This is a genomic window from Streptomyces sp. NPDC001851 (assembly GCF_040297165.1).
GTDB lineage: Bacteria > Actinomycetota > Actinomycetes > Streptomycetales > Streptomycetaceae > Streptomyces.
Genome location: NZ_JBEOYR010000019.1, coordinates 52,473 through 71,429, shown reverse-complemented (window position 1 = coordinate 71,429; position 18,957 = coordinate 52,473). Strand labels below are relative to the sequence as shown.

Annotated in this window: 12 protein-coding genes; 3 read left to right on the top strand and 9 right to left on the bottom strand. The window is 72.3% G+C overall.

Annotated elements, in window-relative coordinates; translation table 11 throughout:
* Positions 1–121: 121 nt before the first annotated feature.
* Positions 122–1,312 (bottom strand): carboxylate-amine ligase, encoded by a 1,191-nt coding sequence (locus ABT171_RS26650; RefSeq protein WP_351248001.1) that lies wholly within the window; start codon positions 1,310–1,312, stop codon positions 122–124.
* A 245-nt stretch (positions 1,313–1,557) separates the two neighbouring features.
* On the opposite strand from ABT171_RS26650, the gene ABT171_RS26645 reads away from it, so the two are divergent.
* Positions 1,558–2,697 (top strand): hypothetical protein, encoded by a 1,140-nt coding sequence (locus tag ABT171_RS26645; RefSeq protein ID WP_351247999.1) that lies wholly within the window; start codon positions 1,558–1,560, stop codon positions 2,695–2,697.
* 92 nt (positions 2,698–2,789) lie between these two features.
* Positions 2,790–3,131 carry a hypothetical protein gene (locus ABT171_RS26640; RefSeq protein WP_351247998.1) on the top strand — a complete coding sequence of 114 codons (342 nt, stop codon included), beginning with the start codon at positions 2,790–2,792 and terminating at the stop codon, positions 3,129–3,131.
* Positions 3,132–3,177: 46 nt separating this feature from the next.
* Here ABT171_RS26640 and ABT171_RS26635 read toward each other — a convergent pair whose 3' ends face one another.
* The 4 genes from ABT171_RS26635 to ABT171_RS26620 form a co-directional block, all read right to left on the bottom strand.
* Complete coding sequence (locus ABT171_RS26635; RefSeq protein WP_351247996.1) at positions 3,178–4,476, bottom strand: M64 family metallopeptidase; 1,299 nt, start codon at positions 4,474–4,476, stop codon at positions 3,178–3,180.
* Positions 4,477–4,634: 158 nt separating this feature from the next.
* Complete coding sequence (putP, locus tag ABT171_RS26630; protein ID WP_503076773.1) at positions 4,635–8,210, bottom strand: sodium/proline symporter PutP; 3,576 nt, start codon at positions 8,208–8,210, stop codon at positions 4,635–4,637.
* 129 nt (positions 8,211–8,339) lie between these two features.
* Positions 8,340–10,409 (bottom strand): SpoIIE family protein phosphatase, encoded by a 2,070-nt coding sequence (locus ABT171_RS26625; protein WP_351247992.1) that lies wholly within the window; start codon positions 10,407–10,409, stop codon positions 8,340–8,342.
* Positions 10,410–10,571: 162 nt separating this feature from the next.
* The gene (locus tag ABT171_RS26620; protein ID WP_351247990.1) at positions 10,572–11,615 is read right to left on the bottom strand and encodes a PP2C family protein-serine/threonine phosphatase; all 1,044 of its coding nucleotides are present in this window, start codon (positions 11,613–11,615) and stop codon (positions 10,572–10,574) included.
* 193 nt (positions 11,616–11,808) lie between these two features.
* Between ABT171_RS26620 and ABT171_RS26615 the strand changes: the two genes are divergently transcribed.
* Positions 11,809–14,628: a SpoIIE family protein phosphatase gene (locus tag ABT171_RS26615; protein ID WP_351247988.1), complete on the top strand. Its 2,820-nt coding sequence runs from the start codon at positions 11,809–11,811 to the stop codon at positions 14,626–14,628.
* Positions 14,629–14,692: 64 nt separating this feature from the next.
* On the opposite strand, the gene ABT171_RS26610 is transcribed toward ABT171_RS26615, so the two are convergent.
* The 4 genes from ABT171_RS26610 to ABT171_RS26595 all read right to left on the bottom strand — a co-directional run bounded on the left by ABT171_RS26610 (position 14,693) and on the right by ABT171_RS26595 (position 18,915).
* The gene (locus tag ABT171_RS26610; RefSeq protein ID WP_351247986.1) at positions 14,693–16,768 is read right to left on the bottom strand and encodes a SpoIIE family protein phosphatase; all 2,076 of its coding nucleotides are present in this window, start codon (positions 16,766–16,768) and stop codon (positions 14,693–14,695) included.
* A 153-nt stretch (positions 16,769–16,921) separates the two neighbouring features.
* On the bottom strand, positions 16,922–17,929 hold the full coding sequence (locus ABT171_RS26605) for a YihY/virulence factor BrkB family protein (RefSeq protein ID WP_351247984.1): 1,008 nt from the start codon (positions 17,927–17,929) through the stop codon (positions 16,922–16,924).
* 122 nt (positions 17,930–18,051) lie between these two features.
* Complete coding sequence (locus ABT171_RS26600) at positions 18,052–18,447, bottom strand: peptidoglycan-binding domain-containing protein (protein ID WP_351247982.1); 396 nt, start codon at positions 18,445–18,447, stop codon at positions 18,052–18,054.
* Positions 18,448–18,543: 96 nt separating this feature from the next.
* Entirely contained in the window at positions 18,544–18,915 is a 372-nt protein-coding gene (locus ABT171_RS26595) for a peptidoglycan-binding domain-containing protein (RefSeq protein WP_351247980.1), read from the bottom strand.
* Between the last annotated feature and the right edge of the window lie 42 nt (positions 18,916–18,957).

The window sequence follows — 18,957 nt, the reverse complement described above, 5'->3', positions numbered from 1 at the left end:
GGGCCCAGTCGGGGTGCCCGTCGGTATGGGGTCGGGACTGGTTGACACGGTGTTGTTCCCTTCGCGACGAGAGGACATACAGGGGTGGGCCGGTGAGGCGGCTGAGCTCCTAATGCACGCCTCAGCGGCCGGCGATGTGTGCCGGGCGGGCCCCGGAGGCCTCCGCGGCGGGCCGCCCCGGGGAGGCGACGTGCCGGGCGGGGGCGGCGGACCGCGGACGCGGCTGGTCGTCACCCCTGGTTTCCGCGATCGCCAGATCCGTGCAGGCCAGGAGGTCCTCCTGCGCGGCCGTACGGCGCAGGCGGTGGGCGGCGCTGCCGGTTGCGAGGGCCCTCTCGGTGAGCTCCCGGACCGTGTGCCAGTCTCCGGCGGCCTCCAGTGCCGGGCGCGCCCGGCGCAGCAGGCTGCGCACGACCTGGGCCGCGGGCGCCGCATGCCGGCTTCCGGGATCGATCAGGGCTCCTTCCAGGCCCGACCGGGCGGCCCGCCAGGCGGCGGCACGCAGCCACTCGTGCCGGCCGGCGCAGGCCCGGACCTCCGTCGTTCCCAGCCGCTCATGGGCGTCGCTCACCAGCGCGCGGAAGAGTCCGGCGATCAGCACGACCGTTTCCGCGCGCGGACAGGCGTCGCAGATGCGCAGTTCAAGGGTCTGCTGGTGGGCGGAGGGCCGGATGTCGTAGTAGATCATCCCCGGGTCGCTGATGACGCCGGAGTCGACGAGGCACTGCACGGCCGCGTCGTAGTCGGCGGCGTCCGCGAAGCACCCGGGCGGCCCCGAGGTGGGCCAGCGCTGCCACACCATGGTGCGCCAGCTGGCGTAGCCGGTGTCGGCGCCCAGCCAGAAGGGCGAGCTGGCGGACAGGGCCAGCAGCACGTGCAGCCACGGCGACACCTCGCACATGACGCGTACGGCCAGGTCACGGTCGGGGGCGTCGACGTGGACGTGGGTCCCGCAGATCAGCTGCTCGTCGGCGATCATGCGGTACTCGTCGACCATGCGACGGTAGCGGTGGCCGGGCGTGGGGAGGATGTCCGCCGTGCGGGCCAGCGGCACCGTTCCGGTGGCCACCACGGCCAGCCCGTGGGCGGTCGCTGCGGCGTCGAGCCGGCGTCTGGTGCCGATGACGTCGCCGTACAGGCCGTCCAGAGACGTGTGCACATCGCTGTTGGACTCCACCGTCGCCTGCTGCAACTCGGTCGTGAAGGTGCGTCCCGGCAGCTCTGCCAGCACGGTGTCGGCTCGGGACACGAGCAGACCCGTCTCCACCTCGACGATGTGGAACTCCTCTTCCACTCCGATGCGAAGGGTCACGACACTCCTCGGGTGACGGGCGTACCCGCCCCACCGGTCCACCGGCGGCGGGCTGTGCCCCTCCCGACTTCCCACCCAGCCCATTGCCAATCAGACGGCGCTCTCCGGAGACACCGGCATCACAGATGAGCGGCAGACACAGTGGGGTCGTCCGCCTGAGTACGCGTACTCAGGCAGCACCGGCTGCGCCCCGGGAGAATCTTCGCCATGAACAGACCTGAGAGGCCCGGGGCGGGGGAACGCACGTGACCTGTCGGCGTGCGGTGATACCGGCACTGCTCGGTGCCCTGCTGATCACCTTGCTGCTGTGGTGGGCGGGGGCGAGCGCGCAGGCGCTGAACCTGCCCGGCGCCACGCGCGTGTTCGATGGCCAGTCCGCGGGCGAACTCCGGCGCTGGCTCACGCCCTGGTCGTACGACCCCGCGACGGCGCTGCCCTACGACGGGCCCGCGGACGCGGGGACGAGCGGGGGCGCCGCCTTGAGCGCGGACACCCAGTACGCCGATCTGTACCGCACCGCGATGCAGATCAGGTTCCTGGCGGTCTTCCTCTTCTTCCTGGCGGGCGCGCTGCTCCTGATCCGCAGGATTCCGCCGACGCAGCGGCGTACGCCGGCCACGCTGCTCGCCCTGTGGGCCTGGGGCCCGGTGGCCGCGACGCTGGCCGTGACGGTCTCCGCGCCGTGGCTGATCGCGTCCCGGGGGCACGGCAGCTACCGGGTCCTGCCGCAGCTCGCGGAGGTGATCGCGTCGAGCGGGCCGGCGGTGGTGGCGGTAGCGCTGTTGACCGCCGTGCTCACCGTGCTCGTGGCGCGTGTCACCGCGAAGGACGCGGACCCGCAGCCGCGGCGGAGTGCGCCGCCGCGCGCCGCGCGCTCGGCGGCGACCGCCGGGACCGCGGTGATCGCGCTGTCGCTGGTGGTGCTCTCGTACGAACCGGTGGCGGCCAGGATCCAGACCTGGTTCAGCGGTGCGGGTCTGCTGTCGGAGCCCGGCGACCTCCTGCGGCAGTGGCTGCTGCTGGGCTCCTGGACCGGCCCGTCGACCACGCCACCCGGCCACTGGCTGCTGTACCGGGCCGCTGACGTGGTCATGCTGGCGGTGGTGTGGTGGGCGCTGCGCCTGCTGCCCGGCCTGCTCACCCGGGCCACCGTGCCGGCGATGGCGGCAGGTGCGGTCTGCGCGACCGTGCTGGGGCTGCTGGCGAGCCAGGTGCTGCACATGGTGATGGACGACACCGTCAGCGCGTGGGGGCCTGTGTACCTGTTCTCCGGGCTCGGCGCCGGCGTCCCGGCCGCCCTCACCTTCGGTGTCGCGGCGGGTATGGCGGCCCTGGCGACCCTGCGGCTGACCGGGGGCCGGGACGCCGGTGCGTCGCCCCGGTGAGGGGGACCCTCGGATGTCTCAGGTTCACGCCGGGGCCCCGCTGCTCTTCACTGATCACAGGAAGACAGCGACTCCACCTCACGGGGGTACACATGCACAGCAGGAAGCGCATCCTGGCAGCCGGCCTGGCCACCGCGGTGTCCGCGGCGGCCCTCACCCTCGCCGGTGCGGCGGTGCCGGCGCAGGCAGCCGCCGCCGAAGGGACCGTCGACTGCGACGGCTGGGTGCACAACAACGATCCGGACGTCGGCATCGCGGGCTGCCAGAACAACACCGACCACACCGTCACCTTCCGGGCCGAGATCGTCTGCGGCTGGGCGCCGGACGTCTCCGGCAACTGGGTGACGCTCGACCCGGGGCAGTACGGCGAGTCCACGGGCTCCTGCGCGTTCTACAGCACGGGAGTGGGCAGCGTGGGCTGGACCATCCAGTGACGCCCAGGTGTCCGGGCGCCCTCAGTCGGCGGTGAGGGCCGCTGTGTCACCGCACCGTCCACGTCAGCGAGGTGGTCGCCCGGGCCCGGGCCGCGGGGTCCCGTAGGGCCGTCGTGCGGTCGGTCACGGTCGCCGTGACCTGGTGGCCGTGGCCCCGAACACCCAGTTCGTGCGGCGTCACCGACAGATCACCCGTCGCCGACCGGACCTGCCTGCCGTCGACGTACCAGGTCAGTTCCGGGTCGGCGAGGCCGGTCAGCGGCGCCAGGCACACCGTGATCCGGCGCCCTTGCCCGACGGGCCGGGATGTCGGGAGGGCGGAGGTCAGCGCGTCCGCGTCGGCGTAGAAGCCGGCGATCATCGCCTCCCGGCCGACGACGTTGAACTCGGTCGAGGCCAGGGACCGCATGATGGACGTCTCGGTCGGACGGTAGACGCCCGCCTCGTAGTAGCCCCCGCCTTCGTACGTGCCCACGACCGAACCGGACGGGTCCTGGGTCCCGAGCCAGCGGTACCACTTCGTCGTGCCCAGGTCGCGGTGGACGGTGAGGTTGGCGGTGGCCGGTTCCTCGGCGGAGGGATAGGTACCGTAGCCCGTGTACTGGTATTCGTCGGCCAAGTGGCCTATGGAGTGGCCGAGTTCGTGGGCGCCTATGAGGTACGACCGGTCGTTGCCGGACGACATCGTCGCCACCCCGTGGAAGGCCGAGCCCGGCGGCAGGTCGGCGGCGGAGTAGCCCGCGCCGCCGTACTTGGCGGAGTGGGCGATGACGAAGACGATGTCGGCTTCCGGTGCCAGGCCGGCGTACTGGGCGACCTCGCCGGTGTCGACGCACAGGAGTCGCTCGATGCCGTCGCAGAAGAAGGAGGAGCCCAGCGCGGTGTGCTTCACGACGCCGGCCGCCGGGTCACCGGAGACGCCGGACTCGTCGGAGACGGCGTTGACCAACCAGATGTTGAACAGGCCGCGGTAGCTCCGGTACGGCTCGACACCGAAGATCGCGTCCAGCTTCTCCTGGGCGTCGGCGGCGAACTCGCGCTGTTCGCCGGCCGTGTAGCCGTCCCCCATCACCACCAGATCGAGCCGCCCGGACACCGGTCCGGTGCGCTGGAGGGCCTTCACCGCGGGGGCGGTGCCCGTCAGGGCCGGCGCGGGGCGGGTGATCCGGCCGGGGGCGTCCGCCGGCACGGTCACCTGGCGGGGCTCGGCCCGGGGTCCGGGGAAGTACTCGACGTGCTGAGTGCGGGCCGAGGGGCCGGCCGCCTCGGCGGGTGCTGGGTTCACTCCGCCGGCCAGCGCCGCGACGGCGGCGAGGACGGCCCCGGCAGCGGTGATCCAGCGCATGTGCGGTCTTGCGGGACGCGGCACGGCAACCCCCACTTAAGTGTTCAGTTAAATAGATTTAATGGCTGGCTTAATGTAGGGGTCGCGGCCTCAACCGGCAAGTGTCACTTCATAGTTGAGGCGTCGCGTGGTCACCTCATACGCGACGGTGGCTCCGCTCAGATGTCCGCCGGGACGACCTGCTCCGTCCAGATGATCTTGCCGCTGGCCGTGTAGCGCGTGCCCCACCGGTGGGCGAGCTGGGCCACGATCAGCAGGCCCCGCCCTCCCTCGTCGGTGGTCCGTGCGTGGCGCAGGCGCGGCGAGGTACTGCTGGCGTCGGAGACCTCGCAGATCAGGGCGCGGTCCCGGATCAGGCGCAGACACACCGGCCCGGCGGCATGCCGGATGGCGTTGGTGACCAGTTCGCTGACGATGAGCTCGGTGGTGAACGTCAGATCGGGCATGCCCCACTCCGTCAGCTGCCGGACGGCGAGGGCGCGGGCGTGCGCGACGGCCGCCGGATCGCTGGCCAGGTCCCAGGAGACGACCCGGTCGGGGGCCAGCACACGGGTCCGGGACAGGAGCAGGGCCGCATCGTCGGACGGCGGGTCCGCCAGCAGGTCGTCGATCACCCCGCGGCCGGTCTCCTCCAGTGTCGGCCGGGGCGCCGCGAGGGCAGCCCGCAGCCGGCAGAGACCGGCGTCGATGTCCCGGTCGAAGGACTGGATGAGGCCGTCGGTGTAGAGCGCGATGAGGCTGCCCTCGGCCAGCTCCAGCTCGACGGACTGGAAGGGGAGGTAGCCGAGGCCGAGGGGCGGTCCGGCGGGCAGGTCCAGGACGTCCGCACCACCGCCCGGACCGACGATCACCGGCGGGAGGTGACCGGCCCGGGCCAGCGCGCACCGCCTGCTGACCGGGTCGTAGACGGCGTACAGGCAGGTGGCGCCCATGAACGCGGTGCCCGCGGCCTCCTCCTGGGTGGCCGTCGGGGTGTCGCCGTCCTGCGCGCCCATGAGCCCGATGACCAGGTCGTCCAGATGGGCCAGCAACTCGTCCGGGGAGAGGTCGAGGTTGGCGAGCGTGCGTACCGCGGTGCGCAGACGCCCCATGGTCGCCGCGGCGTTGATGCCGTGCCCGGCCACGTCCCCGACGACCAGCGCGACCCGCGCTCCGGACAGCGGAATCACGTCGAACCAGTCGCCGCCCACCCCACTGGGGACATCCGCCGGGAGGTACCACGACGCCACCGCCAGCGCGGACCCTCCCGTCAGTTCCTGCGGCAGCAGATAGCGCTGCATGGAGCGGGCCGCGGTGCGCTCGCGGGTGTAACGGCGCGCGTTGTCGATGCACACCGCCGCGCGGGAGACGAGTTCCTCGGCGAGTCGCACGTCGTCGTCCTCGAAGGGGCCCCTCCGCCGGGACCGGGCGAACGTCGCCGCGCCCAGGGTGACGCCACGCGCCCGCACCGGGAGCACCATCACCGAGCGGAAGTCGTAGTCACGGAAGGAGGCGCCCAGCGACTCGTCCTCGGTCACCCATGGGCTGGCGTCGCGGTCCAGGATCCGTTCCACCAGGGTCCTGCTCTCCAGCAGACAGCGGGTCACGGGCGACGAGGCGGCCCGCCGGACCGTCTCCCCCACGGTCAGACTCGCCTCGGGGCAGCCCTCGCGCACCGACTGCTGCCCCGCGCGCCGGATGACGGGCGACATGCCGACCGGCCCGGGCGCCGGTTCCTCGCCCCGCATGACCGAGTCCAGCAGGTCCACGGCGACGAAGTCGGCGACGGACGGCACGGCGTCGTCGGCCAGTTCCTGGGCGGTCCGCGTCACGTCCAGGGTGCTGCCGATGCGGGTGGCGGCGTCGTTGAGCAGGGCCAGGCGTTCCTGGGCCCGCCAGCGTTCGGTGACGTCGATGACCATGTACCAGACACCGACGTTCCGGCCGTGGCGGTCCTTCATCGCGAAGAAGGACGCGGAGATCGCGCGGCCGGTGTCGGGGTCCGTGCCACCGGTGCCCCGGTATTCGTAGTCCATCACCGGAGCGCCGGTCTCCAGGACCCCGCGCATGTTCTCCTCCAGGGCCGCGGCCTCCGCCTGCGGCAGCACGTCCACCGGCCGCCGGCCCAGCCGGTGTTCGAGGGGGATGCGGCGTTCCAGTGGTTCGTTCACCCAGACGTACCGCAGGTCCGTGTCGAGGACGGCGATGCCGACCGGCGCGTGGGTGAGGAAGGGAGTGAGCATCAGCCGGCTCACCCCGCCGCCCGGCATCCGCCAGAAGGCCCGTTTCGGAGGGCGGCCGACGAACCTGCCGAAGACCAGTGCGGCAACCGTGGCGACCAGGACGCCCGGGACCATTTCGTAGATGCCCGACTCGAAGGGACCGAGCAGCGGATTGATCTTCTTCCACAGCAGCACCGTGCCCGCGCCCGAGACGATCCCGGCCATGGCCCCGGCCCAGGTCATGCGCGGCCAGTACAGCGAGAGAAGCACGACCGGCCCGAACGCGGCGCCGAAGCCCGCCCAGGCGTAGGCGACGATGCCCAGCAGCCCGCCGCCCCTGAGCGCGATCGCGAAGGCCACCAGGATCACGGCGACGACGGCGGCGCGACCGGCCCAGACCAGTGTCCTGTCCGAGGCGCGCCGGTTGAGGAACGCGCGGTAGAAGTCCTCCGTGAGGGCGACCGACGACACGAGGAGCTGGCTGTCCGCGGTCGAGATGATCGCGGCCAGTACGGCGATCAGCATCACCCCGGCACCCCAGGGATTGAGCAGGGTCCGGCTGAGACTGATGTACACCGTCTGCGGGTCGTGCAGCGGCGTGCCGGTCCGGGCGATGCCCACCAGGCCGACGAGGGTGGCGCCGGCGAGTACGACGATGACCCATCCGGTTTCCAGGCGGCGGGCCGCGGGGATGGCGCCGGTGCTGCGGATGCCCATGAAGCGGGCCAGGATGTGCGGCTGGCCGAAATAGCCGAGTCCCCAGGCGAGCAGCGAGACGATCGCGACGGCGCCGAGCGACCCGCCTGCCGACCACCGCCCGTGCGAGAAGTCGACCTTGGCGCCCATGTCCAGCAGGCCGGGAGCCTTGCCGCCGAGGGCGTCGCTCAGTGCCCCGAAGCCGCCGAGCGCTCCGATCCCGACGGCGGGGAGCACGAGCAGGGCGAGGAACATCAGCGTGGCCTGCATGACGTGGGTCAGACTCACGGCGAGGAAGCCGCCCAGGCACGAGTAGACGACGATCACCAGGGCGGTCAGGGTCACTCCGAGCGCGAAACTGACACCGAAGATGTGCCCGAACAGTACGCCGCCGGCCACCAGCCCACTGGCGACGTAGACGGTGAAGAACACGAGGGTGACCGCGGCCGAGACCATCCGGAGCATCCGGGTGCGGTCCTCGAACCGCTCCTCCAGGTAGGCCGACAGACTCACGGCGTTCCCGGCGCGCTCGGTGTAGGTGCGCAGCCTCGGCGCGACGAACAGCCAGTTGAGATACGTACCGAGTACCAGACCGACCGCGATCCAGCTGGCGCCGACGCCGGCCGCGTACACCGCTCCGGGAAAGGCGAGGAAGAGCCAGCCGGACATGTCGCTGGCCCCGGCGGACAGGGCGGCCACGAACGCGCTGAGCCTGCGGCCCCCCAGGGCGAAGTCGGCGAAGGTGTGAGTGCGGCTGTAGGCCCAGACCCCTGTCGCGATCATGACGGCCACATACACGAGGAATGTGGCCACGATCGGCGCACTCAAGTCGATCATGTCGTCCTCGCCTGCGAGGTTCTTGAGCATGGGCGCGACCGTCGCATGCCCGACGGCCGCGACTCTCCATGTACAAATGTACAGATTCCGGCCATCACCGGCCGCCGGCACCGTCCGGATCGAGTCGGCTCAGGGCTGGGCCCGGGCCACGAGCAGCGCGACGTCGTCCTCACCCCCCGGCGAGCGCAGGGCTTCCAGGATGCGGTCGCAGGTGTCTTCCAGACCGTGGCCGCGTGTCGCGGTGAAGGCGTCGAGGAGGGCGTCCAGGCGGGCGTCGATGGGTTCGCTCCGGGTTTCGACCAGGCCGTCGGTGTAGAGGGCCAGCGCGTCGCCGGGGCGGAAGGGGATGGTGGTGGCCTCGAAGGGCACCCCGCCGACCCCTAGCGGTGCGCCGGCGGGAAGGTCGAGAAGCCGGGCCGCGTGGCCGGCACGCATCAGGACCGGGGGCAGGTGGCCGGCGAGGCAGATCTCGCACTGCCCCCGGTGCGGGTCGTAGACGCAGTAGATGCAGGTGGTGATGGTCTGCTCGACACCCTCGGTCAGGTGGTCCAGGTGCCGGAGGGCCTCGGCGGGGGCGAGCGCGAGTTCGGCGAAGGCGCGGGCGGCGCTGCGGAGTTGACCCATGGTGGCGGCGGCGTTGATGCCGCTGCCCATGACGTCCCCGACGACCAGGGCGGTTCTGTCGCCCCGGAGGGGTATGGCGTCGTACCAGTCACCGCCGATCTCGCTCGTGGCGCCGGCAGGCTGGTACCGGCAGGCGACCTCCAGGCCGGGCAGGCGCGACGGGGGGTCGGGCAGCAGGCTGCGCTGGAGGGTGAGGGCCGCCTGGCGCTGGGCCTGGTATCCGCGGGCGTTGTCGATGCACACCGCGGCTCGTGCGGCCAGCTCCCAGGCCAGGAGTGCGTCGTCGGCGTCGAAGGGCGCGGGGTTCCGGGTGCGTTTGAGGTCGAGGGCGCCCAGGACCTCACCCCGGGCCATGAGCGGTACGGCCAGGTAGGAGTGGACGCCGGCCGACGCGAGCAGGGAGGCTGCCTCGCCGTGCCGGGCGATGCGCTCCAGATCCCGACGGGTGGTGCGGGGCACCAGGACCGGTTGCCGGGTGCGGACGCACTGGGTGATCAGGCGGTCGTCGGCGTACGAGGCGAGTTCCCCCGGCGGGTCGGCCGCGCGGACCGCCTCCGTGGAGTGGGCCGCGTGCACGGCGAGGGCGCGGAAGTGGGCCGGCCCCTCGCGTGGCGCCATCCGGCCGGCCAGGGCGCTGTCGAGTACGTCCACGGCTGCCACATCGGCCAGGACCGGGACGACGACGTCGGCGAGCTCGCGTGCCGTGGTTTCCAGATCGAGGGTGGTGCCCACGCAGGCGGAGGCCCTGGCGATCAGCGTCAGCCGTTGCCGGGCCTGTGCCGCCTCGGCCGCGGCCCGATGCCGCTCGGTGACGTCGATGACGGAATAGGCCAGACCCAGCACCCGCCCGGCGGAATCCTCCAGCCGGTAGTAGGAGACGGACCAGGCGTGCTCGTGGTCGGGATCGACGGGGGGCCGGCAGACGATGTGCCGGTCCACCACCGACTCGCCGGTCTCCAGAACACGGCGCAGACGCGCCTCGGGGTCCGTGTCCAGAAAGCTCAGGACCTCGCCGGCCGGCCGACCGAGACGCTCGGCGGCGGACTGACCGGTGATGCGTTCGAGAGCGGGATTCACGGCCAGGTACCGCAGGTCAGGGTCCAGAATGGCCAGCCCGACCGGGGACTGGGACACCAGACGCATGGCCAGGGCGGCATCGCGTTCGACCCGCTCCACGGCGGCCTGGTCCGCGGCGAGGCCCAGGGCGTAGACGTCGCCGAGCTCGTCCAGCAGCCGCATGTTGCGGAACTCCACCAGGCGGGTGCTGCCGTCCTTGTGCCGCACCGGGAACGCCCCCGCCCAGTCGGTGCCGGACTCCATGACCTCGGCGAACAGCTTGATCACCGCGTCCCGGTGCTCCTCGTGGACCGTCAGCCGAGCCGCGTGCTGGCCCAGCGCCTCCTCCGCGGTGTAGCCGAACAGTTCCTCGGCCTTCGGGCTCCAGAAGACCACCTGGCCCTCCGCGTTCAGCACCACCGCGGCGACGCTGAGCAGATCGAGCAGGCCGCTGGGCGGAGCGGCGGGACCCGCCACTGACCGGTCGTCGCCTGCTGGGGAGGAGTCCGTCGTGCCCATGCCTCATTTCCCTTCCCGCTCGGCACCTTGCGCGTGCCGTACCGGCGGGCGTGCTGCCTTCCTCCATGGTCGGCCCAGAACGAGGCAGCAGACACCTGGACCGGCCGCCGGCACACCGGCCGGCGGCATCGTGGCCGCAGCCGCGGCGGGGCCGGCGGCCACCTACGCGGAGGACTCCTGAACCGCGGCGCGACTACAGCGGACGGCGACGGCCGCGATGTCGTCGTCGAGCCGTCCGCCGCTGTAGTGGAGCAGGTCCCGGTGAAGCCGGTCCAGCAGCTCACGGGGCGCCGCCGGGCCGAGCTGCCGCATCCACTCCGGCAGCGGGAAGAACGCGCCGGCGCGGTCCCGGGTCTCCGTCACGCCGTCGGTGTAGAGCAGCATCTGGTCGCCCGAGGCGAAGGCCACGGTGTCGACGTTGTAGTCCTCTCCCAGGAGCGACGCCAGGTTGAGGGGCGGCGAGGGGACGGTGGGTTCGAGGACACGGACCTCTCCGCTCCGCATCAGCAGGGGCGGGGGATGTCCGCAGTTGAGGATTTTCACCTGCCCCCTGCCGTAGGGGATCTCGGCGATCAGAGCGGTGGCGAAGTGCTCGGGCTGGTCCGGGTCGAGGAGCGCGACGCTGTAGCGGCCCATGCTGGTCTCCAGGCGATGGATGATGCCCCTCAGGTCGGGCTGGTCGTACGCGTTCTCCCGGAAGCAGTTGATCACCGCCGAGGCCGCCCCCACCGCCGACAGCCCTTTGCCGCGCACGTCACCGATGAGCAGCCGCACCCCGTACGGCGTGTCGGCGACCTCGTAGAAGTCGCCTCCGATGCGGGCCTGCTCCTGGGCCGCGAGATACAGGGACTCGATGTCGACGTCCTGGACGCGGCGCGGCAGCGGGCGCAGCAGGACCTGCTGCGCCGCGTCGGCGACCAGCCGGATCTGGAAGAGCGTCTCCTCCCGCTGGAGTCGGAGACGGCTCGTGTAGGCGGCTGCCAGAGTGACCGCGACGATCGCAGCCGCCGTGTAGGGCGTTCCCAGATCGGTGTAGACGAGGCTGAGCCCGATCATGACCAGCAGGCAGAACGCGCCCAGCAGGATCGTGGGGAGCACGGGCCACATCGCGGCGGCGAGGGCGGGTGCGGCGGGCAGGAGACGGCTGAAGGCGATCTCCCTGGGGGTGGCGAAAGCCAGGCCCGTGATGAGGACGGTGAGGATCACGGGCGACACCAGTACGGTCTCGCGTCGGCCACCGTAGCGAGCGCGGTGGCGCCGATGCCGTCCTGTCCTGATCACAAAAGATATCTTATCGGGGCATAACGGCCTTCGTTGCGGCCGACGGACCGGAGGGCGCCGCCGCGCCGCCCGGCCGCTTGGGACTTCGGCTTGCCCACAGTGGTGTTATCAAGGGTGTATGGAGGTAATCTCCGGGCCCCCTCCGAGCCCGGAACGTCATCCGCCCGTCGGACGCTCGCGCCGGCACCGGGCCTCCCTGCTGGACCCGCGCACTGCGGCCGGTCAGGTGTTCCTTCTCCAGGTCGTCATCGTGGTCCTGCTGGTGGTGGCCGCGGTGGCGGCCATGGTGCTCCAGACGGCGCGGGACGCGCTGCAGCAGGGGCGTCGTGAGTCGGTGGTCGCGGCCCAGTCGTTCGCGAGTGCGCGCAGCACGGCGGAGGCGCTGCGCAGCCGGAACCCGACGGCGCTGCTCCAGCCGCAGACCGAGGCGGCGCGGAAGCGCGCGGGCGTGGACTTCGTCATCGTCATGAACACCAAGGGGATCCGTTACACGTACCCCTACCCCCAGGAGATCGGGAAGAAGTTCGTCGGCACCATCGCACCGGCGCTGCAGGGCCGTACCGTCGTCGAGCAGGCGGGAGGGCCGCCCCTGCCCGCGGGCAGGGGGACGACCGTACAGGCGGTGGTCCCGGTGACCGACTCGCAGGGGAAGGTGATCGGTCTGGTCTCGGCCGGCATCACGGTCAAGAACGTGGCGGCACTGTGGGCGCCGCAGCTGCCGATCCTCCTGGCCAGCGGCGCTGCCGCGCTGGCGCTGGCCGTGGCGGGAACGACGCTCGTGTCCCGGCGGCTGCGCCGGCAGACGCACGGCCTGGCCCCGGTGGAACTGGCGCAGTTGTACGAGCACCACCACGCGGTGCTGCACTCGGTGCGGGAAGGAGTGCTGATCACCGGGCCCGACGGGCGGCTGCTGCTGGCCAACGACGAGGCGACGCGGCTGCTCGGGCTGCCGGCGGACGTGCGGGGGCGCCCGCTGGGCGAGCTGGGAATGCCGGAGCCGATCACGGGTCTGCTGTCGTCGCCGGAGCCGGTCACCGATGAGCTGCATCTCGCCGGGGACCGGTTGCTGCTGGTGAACAAGCGTCCGACATACCCGCGCTCCGACCGGGGAGGCGACGTGGTGACCCTGCGGGACACCACGGAGCTGGCGGCGGTCTCGGGGCGGGCAGAGGTCGCGCGGGAGCGGCTGAAGCTGCTGTACGAGGCCGGAGTGGGGATCGGGACCACGCTGGACGTGGAACGCACGGCCCAAGAGCTGGCCGATGTGGCGGCGCCCCAGTTCGCCGACCTCGTGACGGTGGATCTGCTGGAGGCGGTACTGCGGGGGTGGGAGCCCACGGCGGAGGGCTGGCGGCGGCTGCGCCGCACGGCGATCGGCGGCGACCAGCGGATGGTGCCGGTGTATCCGCTGGGTGAAGTGATCACGTTCTCGGCCGGGACCCCGCAGATGCGGACACTGCGGGAACGGCGGCCCATGCTGGAGGCGGACCTGCGGGAGGCGCACGGCTGGCGGGCACAGGATCCGGAGCGCTCCCGGATGGCCCTGGAGCGCGGGCTGCGCTCGCTGGTGAGCGTGCCGCTGCGGGCGCGGAACGTGCCGCTGGGCGTGGTGAACTTCTACCGGACGGCGGACTCCCCGGCGTTCGAGCCGGAGGACCTCACCTTCGCGGAGGAACTCACCACCCGGGCGGCGGTGGCCATCGACAACGCCCGCAGGTTCACCCGCGAGCACGCGATGGCGGTGACGTTGCAGCGCAGCCTGCTGCCACGGGGGCAGCCGGAACAGGACGCGCTGGAGGTGGCCTGGCGGTATCTGCCCGCGGAGGCGGGGGTGGGCGGGGACTGGTTCGACATCATCCCGCTTCCGGGCGCCCGGGTGGCCCTGGTGATGGGTGACGTCGTCGGCCGCGGGCTGCACGCGGCGGCGACCATGGGCCGGCTGCGCACCGCGGTGCACAACTTCTCCACTCTGGACCTGCCCGTGGACGAGGTGCTCGGGAACCTGGACGACCTGGTCGTCCGCATGGACAACGAGGAGAACACGGGCGACGCCGCGGCGGGCGGCGAGGGTGGGGGCGTGACCGGGGCGACCTGTCTCTACATGGTGTACGACCCGGTGGCGGGGGTCTGCACGATGGCCCGTGCGGGACACCCGGAACCGGTGGTGCTGCACCCGGACGGGACGGTCACCTGTGCCGGCGTGCCGGCCTCGACACCGCTCGGCCTGGGCGGCTACCCCTTCGAGACCGCCGAGCTGTCCCTGCCGGAGGGCTCACAACTGGTGCTGTACACCGACGGCCTCGTGGAGGACCGCACCCACGACATCGACGCGGGGATGGAGCGGCTGCGCCGGGCGCTGGGCGGATCCGGGGGCCGTACTCCGGAGGAGACGTGCCAGGCGGTGATCGACGCCCTCAAGCCGTCACCCGCCCGCGACGACATCGCGCTGCTGACGGCGCGTACCCGGAGGTTCCCGGCCTCGCGCGTGGCCGAGTGGGACGTGCCGCCGGACCCGGCGCTGGTGCCCTCGGTACGGGCCCGCTGCAGGGAGACCCTGCGGGGATGGGGGCTGGAGGAGACCGGATTCGCCACCGAACTGATTCTCAGCGAGCTGGTCACGAACGCGATCCGGTACGGCTCGCCGCCGGTCAGGGTGCGGCTGCTGCACGGACGCTGTCTGATCTGCGAGGTGTCGGACGGCAGCGGCACCCTGCCCCGCCTGCGGCGGGCGGCGACCACGGACGAGGGCGGACGCGGGCTGTTCCTGGTGGCGCAGTTCGCCCAGCGGTGGGGAACGCGGTACACGACCCGCGGCAAGGTCATCTGGGCGGAGCAGCTTCTCGACGACCGCACGGCGGCCGCCACCACGGGCTCCGTACCGGTCGACTTCCTTCTCGACCAGTTCGACGATCCCGATCAACAGGGCCGGGACGCCTGAGGCCCGTGACCCGCGCGCCGAGGCCGCCTCGCACGGTACCGCGCTCACCGCCCCGCCGTCCCCCTCAGCCCCGGGCGCGGGCCAGGAGGAGGGCGACGTCGTCGCCGGCCCGGGGCCGGAGGGTCTCCAGCACCCGGTCGCACGTCTCCCCCAGATCCTGGGCGGCCGTCGCGGTCAGGGCGTCGCGGAGGATGCCGAGACGGGCGTCGATCGGGTCGCCGCGCGTCTCGACCAGACCGTCGGTGTAGAGAGCGAGTTGGTCGCCGGGGCGGAAGGGGAAGGCCGTCGTCTCGAAGGCCCATCCGCCGACGCCCAGCGGCACACCGGAGGGGATGTCGAGCAGCTCGGCCGGCCGGCCGGAGCGGACCAGGGCCGGAGGCAGATGACCGGCCAGGCTGATACGGCACTCGCCCCGCTCGGGGTCGTACCGGCAGTAGACGCAGGTGGCGATGGTGTGCTCGACGTCCTCGGCCAGCCGGTCGAGATGGCGGAGAACCTCTGCCGGGTCGAGGTCCAGCTCGGCGAACGCGCGGGTGGCGCTGCGCAGTTGGCCCATGCTGGCGGCGGCGTTGATGCCGCTGCCCATCACGTCCCCGACGACGAGCGCGGTCCGGTCGCCCGGCAGGCGCATGGCGTCGAACCAGTCTCCGCCGATCTCACTGACGGCTCCGGCCGGCCGATAGCGGCAGGCGATCTCCAGGCCGGGCAGGCGGGTCGGCAGCTCGGGCAGCAGGCGGCGCTGGAGGGTGAGGGCGGTGTCGCGCACACTCTGGTACCAGCGGGCGTTGTCGACGCAGGTCGCGGCGCGGCCGGCCAGTTCGCAGGCGAGGAGGGTGTCGTCCTCGTCGAACGGCGCGGGTGTGCGGACGCGTGCCAGGCTGAGCGCTCCCAGGACCTCTCCGCGGGCCAGGAGCGGCACCACGAGGTAGGAGTGCACGCCGGACGCCTCCAGGAGGGCGGCGGCCTCGCTGGTGCGGGCGATGTGCCGCAGGTCCCCGCGTGTGGTCTCGGCCACCAGCACCGGCCGGCGGGTGCGCACACACCGCGTGATCAGACGGTCGCTGTCGTAGGTGGCGAGGCCTCCGGGCCTGTCGGCCACCGCCTGTGCCGCCTCGCCGGCGGGGGCCGCGGCGACGGCGGCGACACGGAAGCGGGCAGGGCCGGTCTCCGACGGGGTGCGTCCGCGCAGCACGCTGTCGAGCACGTGGACCGAGGCCACGTCCGCCAGGTCCGGTACGACGACACCGGCCAGCTCGTACGCCGTCCGCTCCACGTCGAGGGTCGTACCGATGGAGGCGGAGGCGTGGGCTATCAGGGCCAGGCGGTTCCGGGCGCGGATCGCCGCCCGGGTGGCCTGGTGGCGTTCGGTGATGTCGATGACGGACGTGGCCAGACCGATCACCCGGCCGGTGGCGTCGTCCAGCCGGTGGTACGACACCGACCACGCGTGTTCGCGGTCCGGGTCGGCGCCGGTGCGGCCGACGACATACCGGTCGGACACCGGCTCTCCGGTGTCCAGGACCTGGCGCATACGGGCTTCGACGGCCTCGGCGTCCAGAAAGGTCAGGACGTCGCGGACGCGCCGGCCCAGATGGTCGGCGGCGGGGAGGCCGTGGATGCGCTCCAGCGCCGGGTTCACGGTCACGTAGCGCAGGTCGGGATCCAGGATGGCCAGGCCGATCGGGGACTGCGAGACCAGACGTGCCGAGAGGGCCACACCCCGCTCGATCCGTGCCACCGTCGCCTGGTCCACGGCCAGGCCCAGGGCGTAGGTGTCCCCGAGATCGTCGAGCAGCCGCATGTTGCGGAACTCCACCAGCCGCGTGCTGCCGTCCTTGTGCCGGACCGGAAAGGCCCCGGCCCAGTCGGCGCCTGACTCCATGACCTGGGCGAACAGCGCGATCACCTGGTCCCAGTGCTCCTCGTGGACCAGCAGCCGCGCCGCGAACCGGCCCAGCGCCTCCTGTCCGCTGTAGCCGAACAACTCCTCCGCCTGGGGACTCCAGAACACCACGCGTCCCTGGGCGTCCAGCACCACCGCGGCGACGCTCAGCAGGTCGAGCAGGCCGGTGGGCGACGAGCCGGCCCCGGGCAGGGGCCGGCCCGGGGCGCCGGAATGCGGGGGGCCCGTCCTGCCCATAGGCCGTCCTCCTCTGCCTCGGCGGGAGCGCGTGCCGCGGCGGCGACCTGCCGCCTTCCTCTTTTCGCTGCCTTCCTCATTTCATAGTCACCGCGTTCCAGGCGGCGTGCCTCCCAGCGAGCCGAGACGGGCGCCCGCCTGCTCCCGGTCGGATCAGGGAGGTCCCGTGTCGCCCACGGCCGGCGGCGGAGGCTCGCCGAAGCGGACGTCGATCTTCTCGAAGCCCTTGAAGGACTCCGTGGTCGCGTACGAGCGGTAGGCGCGCAGGTCGCCCGTGGCGAGGTGGACATGGTCGGTGAAGGGTGTCAGCAGGCTGCGCGGCCACAGCCGCAGGCAGCGTACGGCGATGATCTCCGCTGTGGTCAGGTACACCGTGGCGGCGAGGTAGATCCAGGCGAGCAGGCCCAGCACGATGCCGAACATGCCGTAGGTCGCGGTGGTGCCCCGCAGCACGTGCCCGACGTAGTAGGAGCCGCCCCACTGCAGTGCCTGCCAGGCGCAGGCGGCTCCCAGGGCCGGTCCGTACGTCAGGCGCAGCGGCAGCTCGCGCCTGGTCATCAGCCGGTAGCTGAGCAGGAGGAGGGCGGCGTCGACGGCGACCGCCACGACGCCGAGGGCGACCCTGATGCCGATGGCCAGGCGGGTGCCGAAGAGGGTGGCCGCGGATTCGGCGGTGGACAGTGCGGTCGTCAGGCAGAGGCCGATCGCGAGCAGCAGCAGGAAGTACAGGCTCCTCACCCGTGAGCGCAGCGGGTCGGGACGGGCGTGCCGCGGCACTGCGAAGATCTTGTTCAGGGCGTGCTGGACTGCCTGGGCGATCCCGAGTGCGCCGTACACGCTGCCCGTGACACCTACCGCGACGGCGGCGCCGCTGCCGTGGAACGAGTGGATGTTGTGGCCGAGTTGGTCGCCGATCACCGGGAACTCGCCCAGTGCCGAGTGCAGCATGGTGTGCTGCAGCTGCGGATTGCCGTGCAGGGCGGCGCTGAGGATCGCCACCAGGAAGAGCAGCAGCGGGAAGAGGGAGACGAAGCCGTAGTAGGCCATCAGCGCGGCCAGGTAGGTGGCCTGGTCGTCGAAGAACTTGTACACGACCGCGAGCGGCATCCCCGCCCACCGGTGCCGTCTCTGATATCGGTCCAGCCGGGTCAGCACGTCCATGTGCCCTCCCACACCCTCGGGTGCGAGTCCGCGCGTCAGCGGAACACCTCAGCATTCCCGTGCCCCGGCCGGGCTCTCCCACACCGCCGCTGGTGGGAGCCGTCCGGAAACCCGCCTCGTCCTCATGCGCGCGCCGAGGCCGCCTGCCACCGGACGCCGGCTCGCAGGGCCGCCCAGGTGGCGGGGCCCACGATGCCGTCGGGGGTGAGCCCGGCATGCTGTTGGACCACGATGACCGCGCGTACGGTTTCGGGGCCGTAGACGCCGTCGACGGGGAGGGGCGGGCGGTAGCTGGTGTTGGTGTCGATCAGGCACTGCACTTCGGCCACCCGCCGGTCCGGATACGTCCTCCCGGACTGTACGGGCCCGATGCCGGAGTAGTAGGTGCAGGCGGCGACACGCGTGGTTGCTGCGGCGGGCGTGCGGGCCGGTGCGGCTGCGGACGGCCCGGCGGCGGCAAGCCCGCCGCCGAGAAGCAGCACGGTCGAGGTCAGCAGGGCACGGCGCGGTGAGGCCATGATCCGGCTCCTGTTCTGGGATCGGTGGGGCGCTGTGGCGGGGCGGCCGGCGAGTGCCGGGCCGGAGCGCTGTCGGTCTCCGGCCCGGCACGCCGGTCACTTGTGGCAGTCGATGTCGTTCAGCCACCACTGGTCGAGCGCGGACCAGGTGTTCGGGCCGATGATGCCGTCGGCGCTGAGGCCGGCGCACTGCTGGAAGGCGATGGTGGCGCTCTTGGTGCCCGAACCGAAGACGCCGTCCACGCCGACCCGACGGTCCAGGACGCTGTTGAGCTGGCACTGGGCCTGCTTGACGGCCGCACCCGTGGAACCGACGGAGAGTTGCGGCTCGGCAGTGGTGTAGGTGCAGGTGAAGTGGTGCGGCTGGAGCGGAGCGGCGGTGGCCGCCGGGGCGGTGGCGATCAGGCCGCCACCGCCCAGAAGGACCGCGCTGGTGAGCAGTGCGGCGCGGGAGCGGAACGACAGCATGCGTACCTCCGATGGGATAGGGGTGTGGTTGGCCGGCGTCGT

Coding starts and splice junctions, on each gene's coding strand:
- ABT171_RS26640 (WP_351247998.1), top strand. CDS start 2,790: ATGCACAGCAGGAAGCGCATCCTGGCAGCCGGCCTGGCCACCGCGGTG.
- ABT171_RS26635 (WP_351247996.1), bottom strand. CDS start 4,476: ATGCGCTGGATCACCGCTGCCGGGGCCGTCCTCGCCGCCGTCGCGGCG.
- putP (WP_503076773.1), bottom strand. CDS start 8,210: ATGATCGACTTGAGTGCGCCGATCGTGGCCACATTCCTCGTGTATGTG.
- ABT171_RS26625 (WP_351247992.1), bottom strand. CDS start 10,409: ATGGGCACGACGGACTCCTCCCCAGCAGGCGACGACCGGTCAGTGGCG.
- ABT171_RS26615 (WP_351247988.1), top strand. CDS start 11,809: ATGGAGGTAATCTCCGGGCCCCCTCCGAGCCCGGAACGTCATCCGCCC.
- ABT171_RS26610 (WP_351247986.1), bottom strand. CDS start 16,768: ATGGGCAGGACGGGCCCCCCGCATTCCGGCGCCCCGGGCCGGCCCCTG.
- ABT171_RS26605 (WP_351247984.1), bottom strand. CDS start 17,929: ATGGACGTGCTGACCCGGCTGGACCGATATCAGAGACGGCACCGGTGG.
- ABT171_RS26600 (WP_351247982.1), bottom strand. CDS start 18,447: ATGGCCTCACCGCGCCGTGCCCTGCTGACCTCGACCGTGCTGCTTCTC.
- ABT171_RS26595 (WP_351247980.1), bottom strand. CDS start 18,915: ATGCTGTCGTTCCGCTCCCGCGCCGCACTGCTCACCAGCGCGGTCCTT.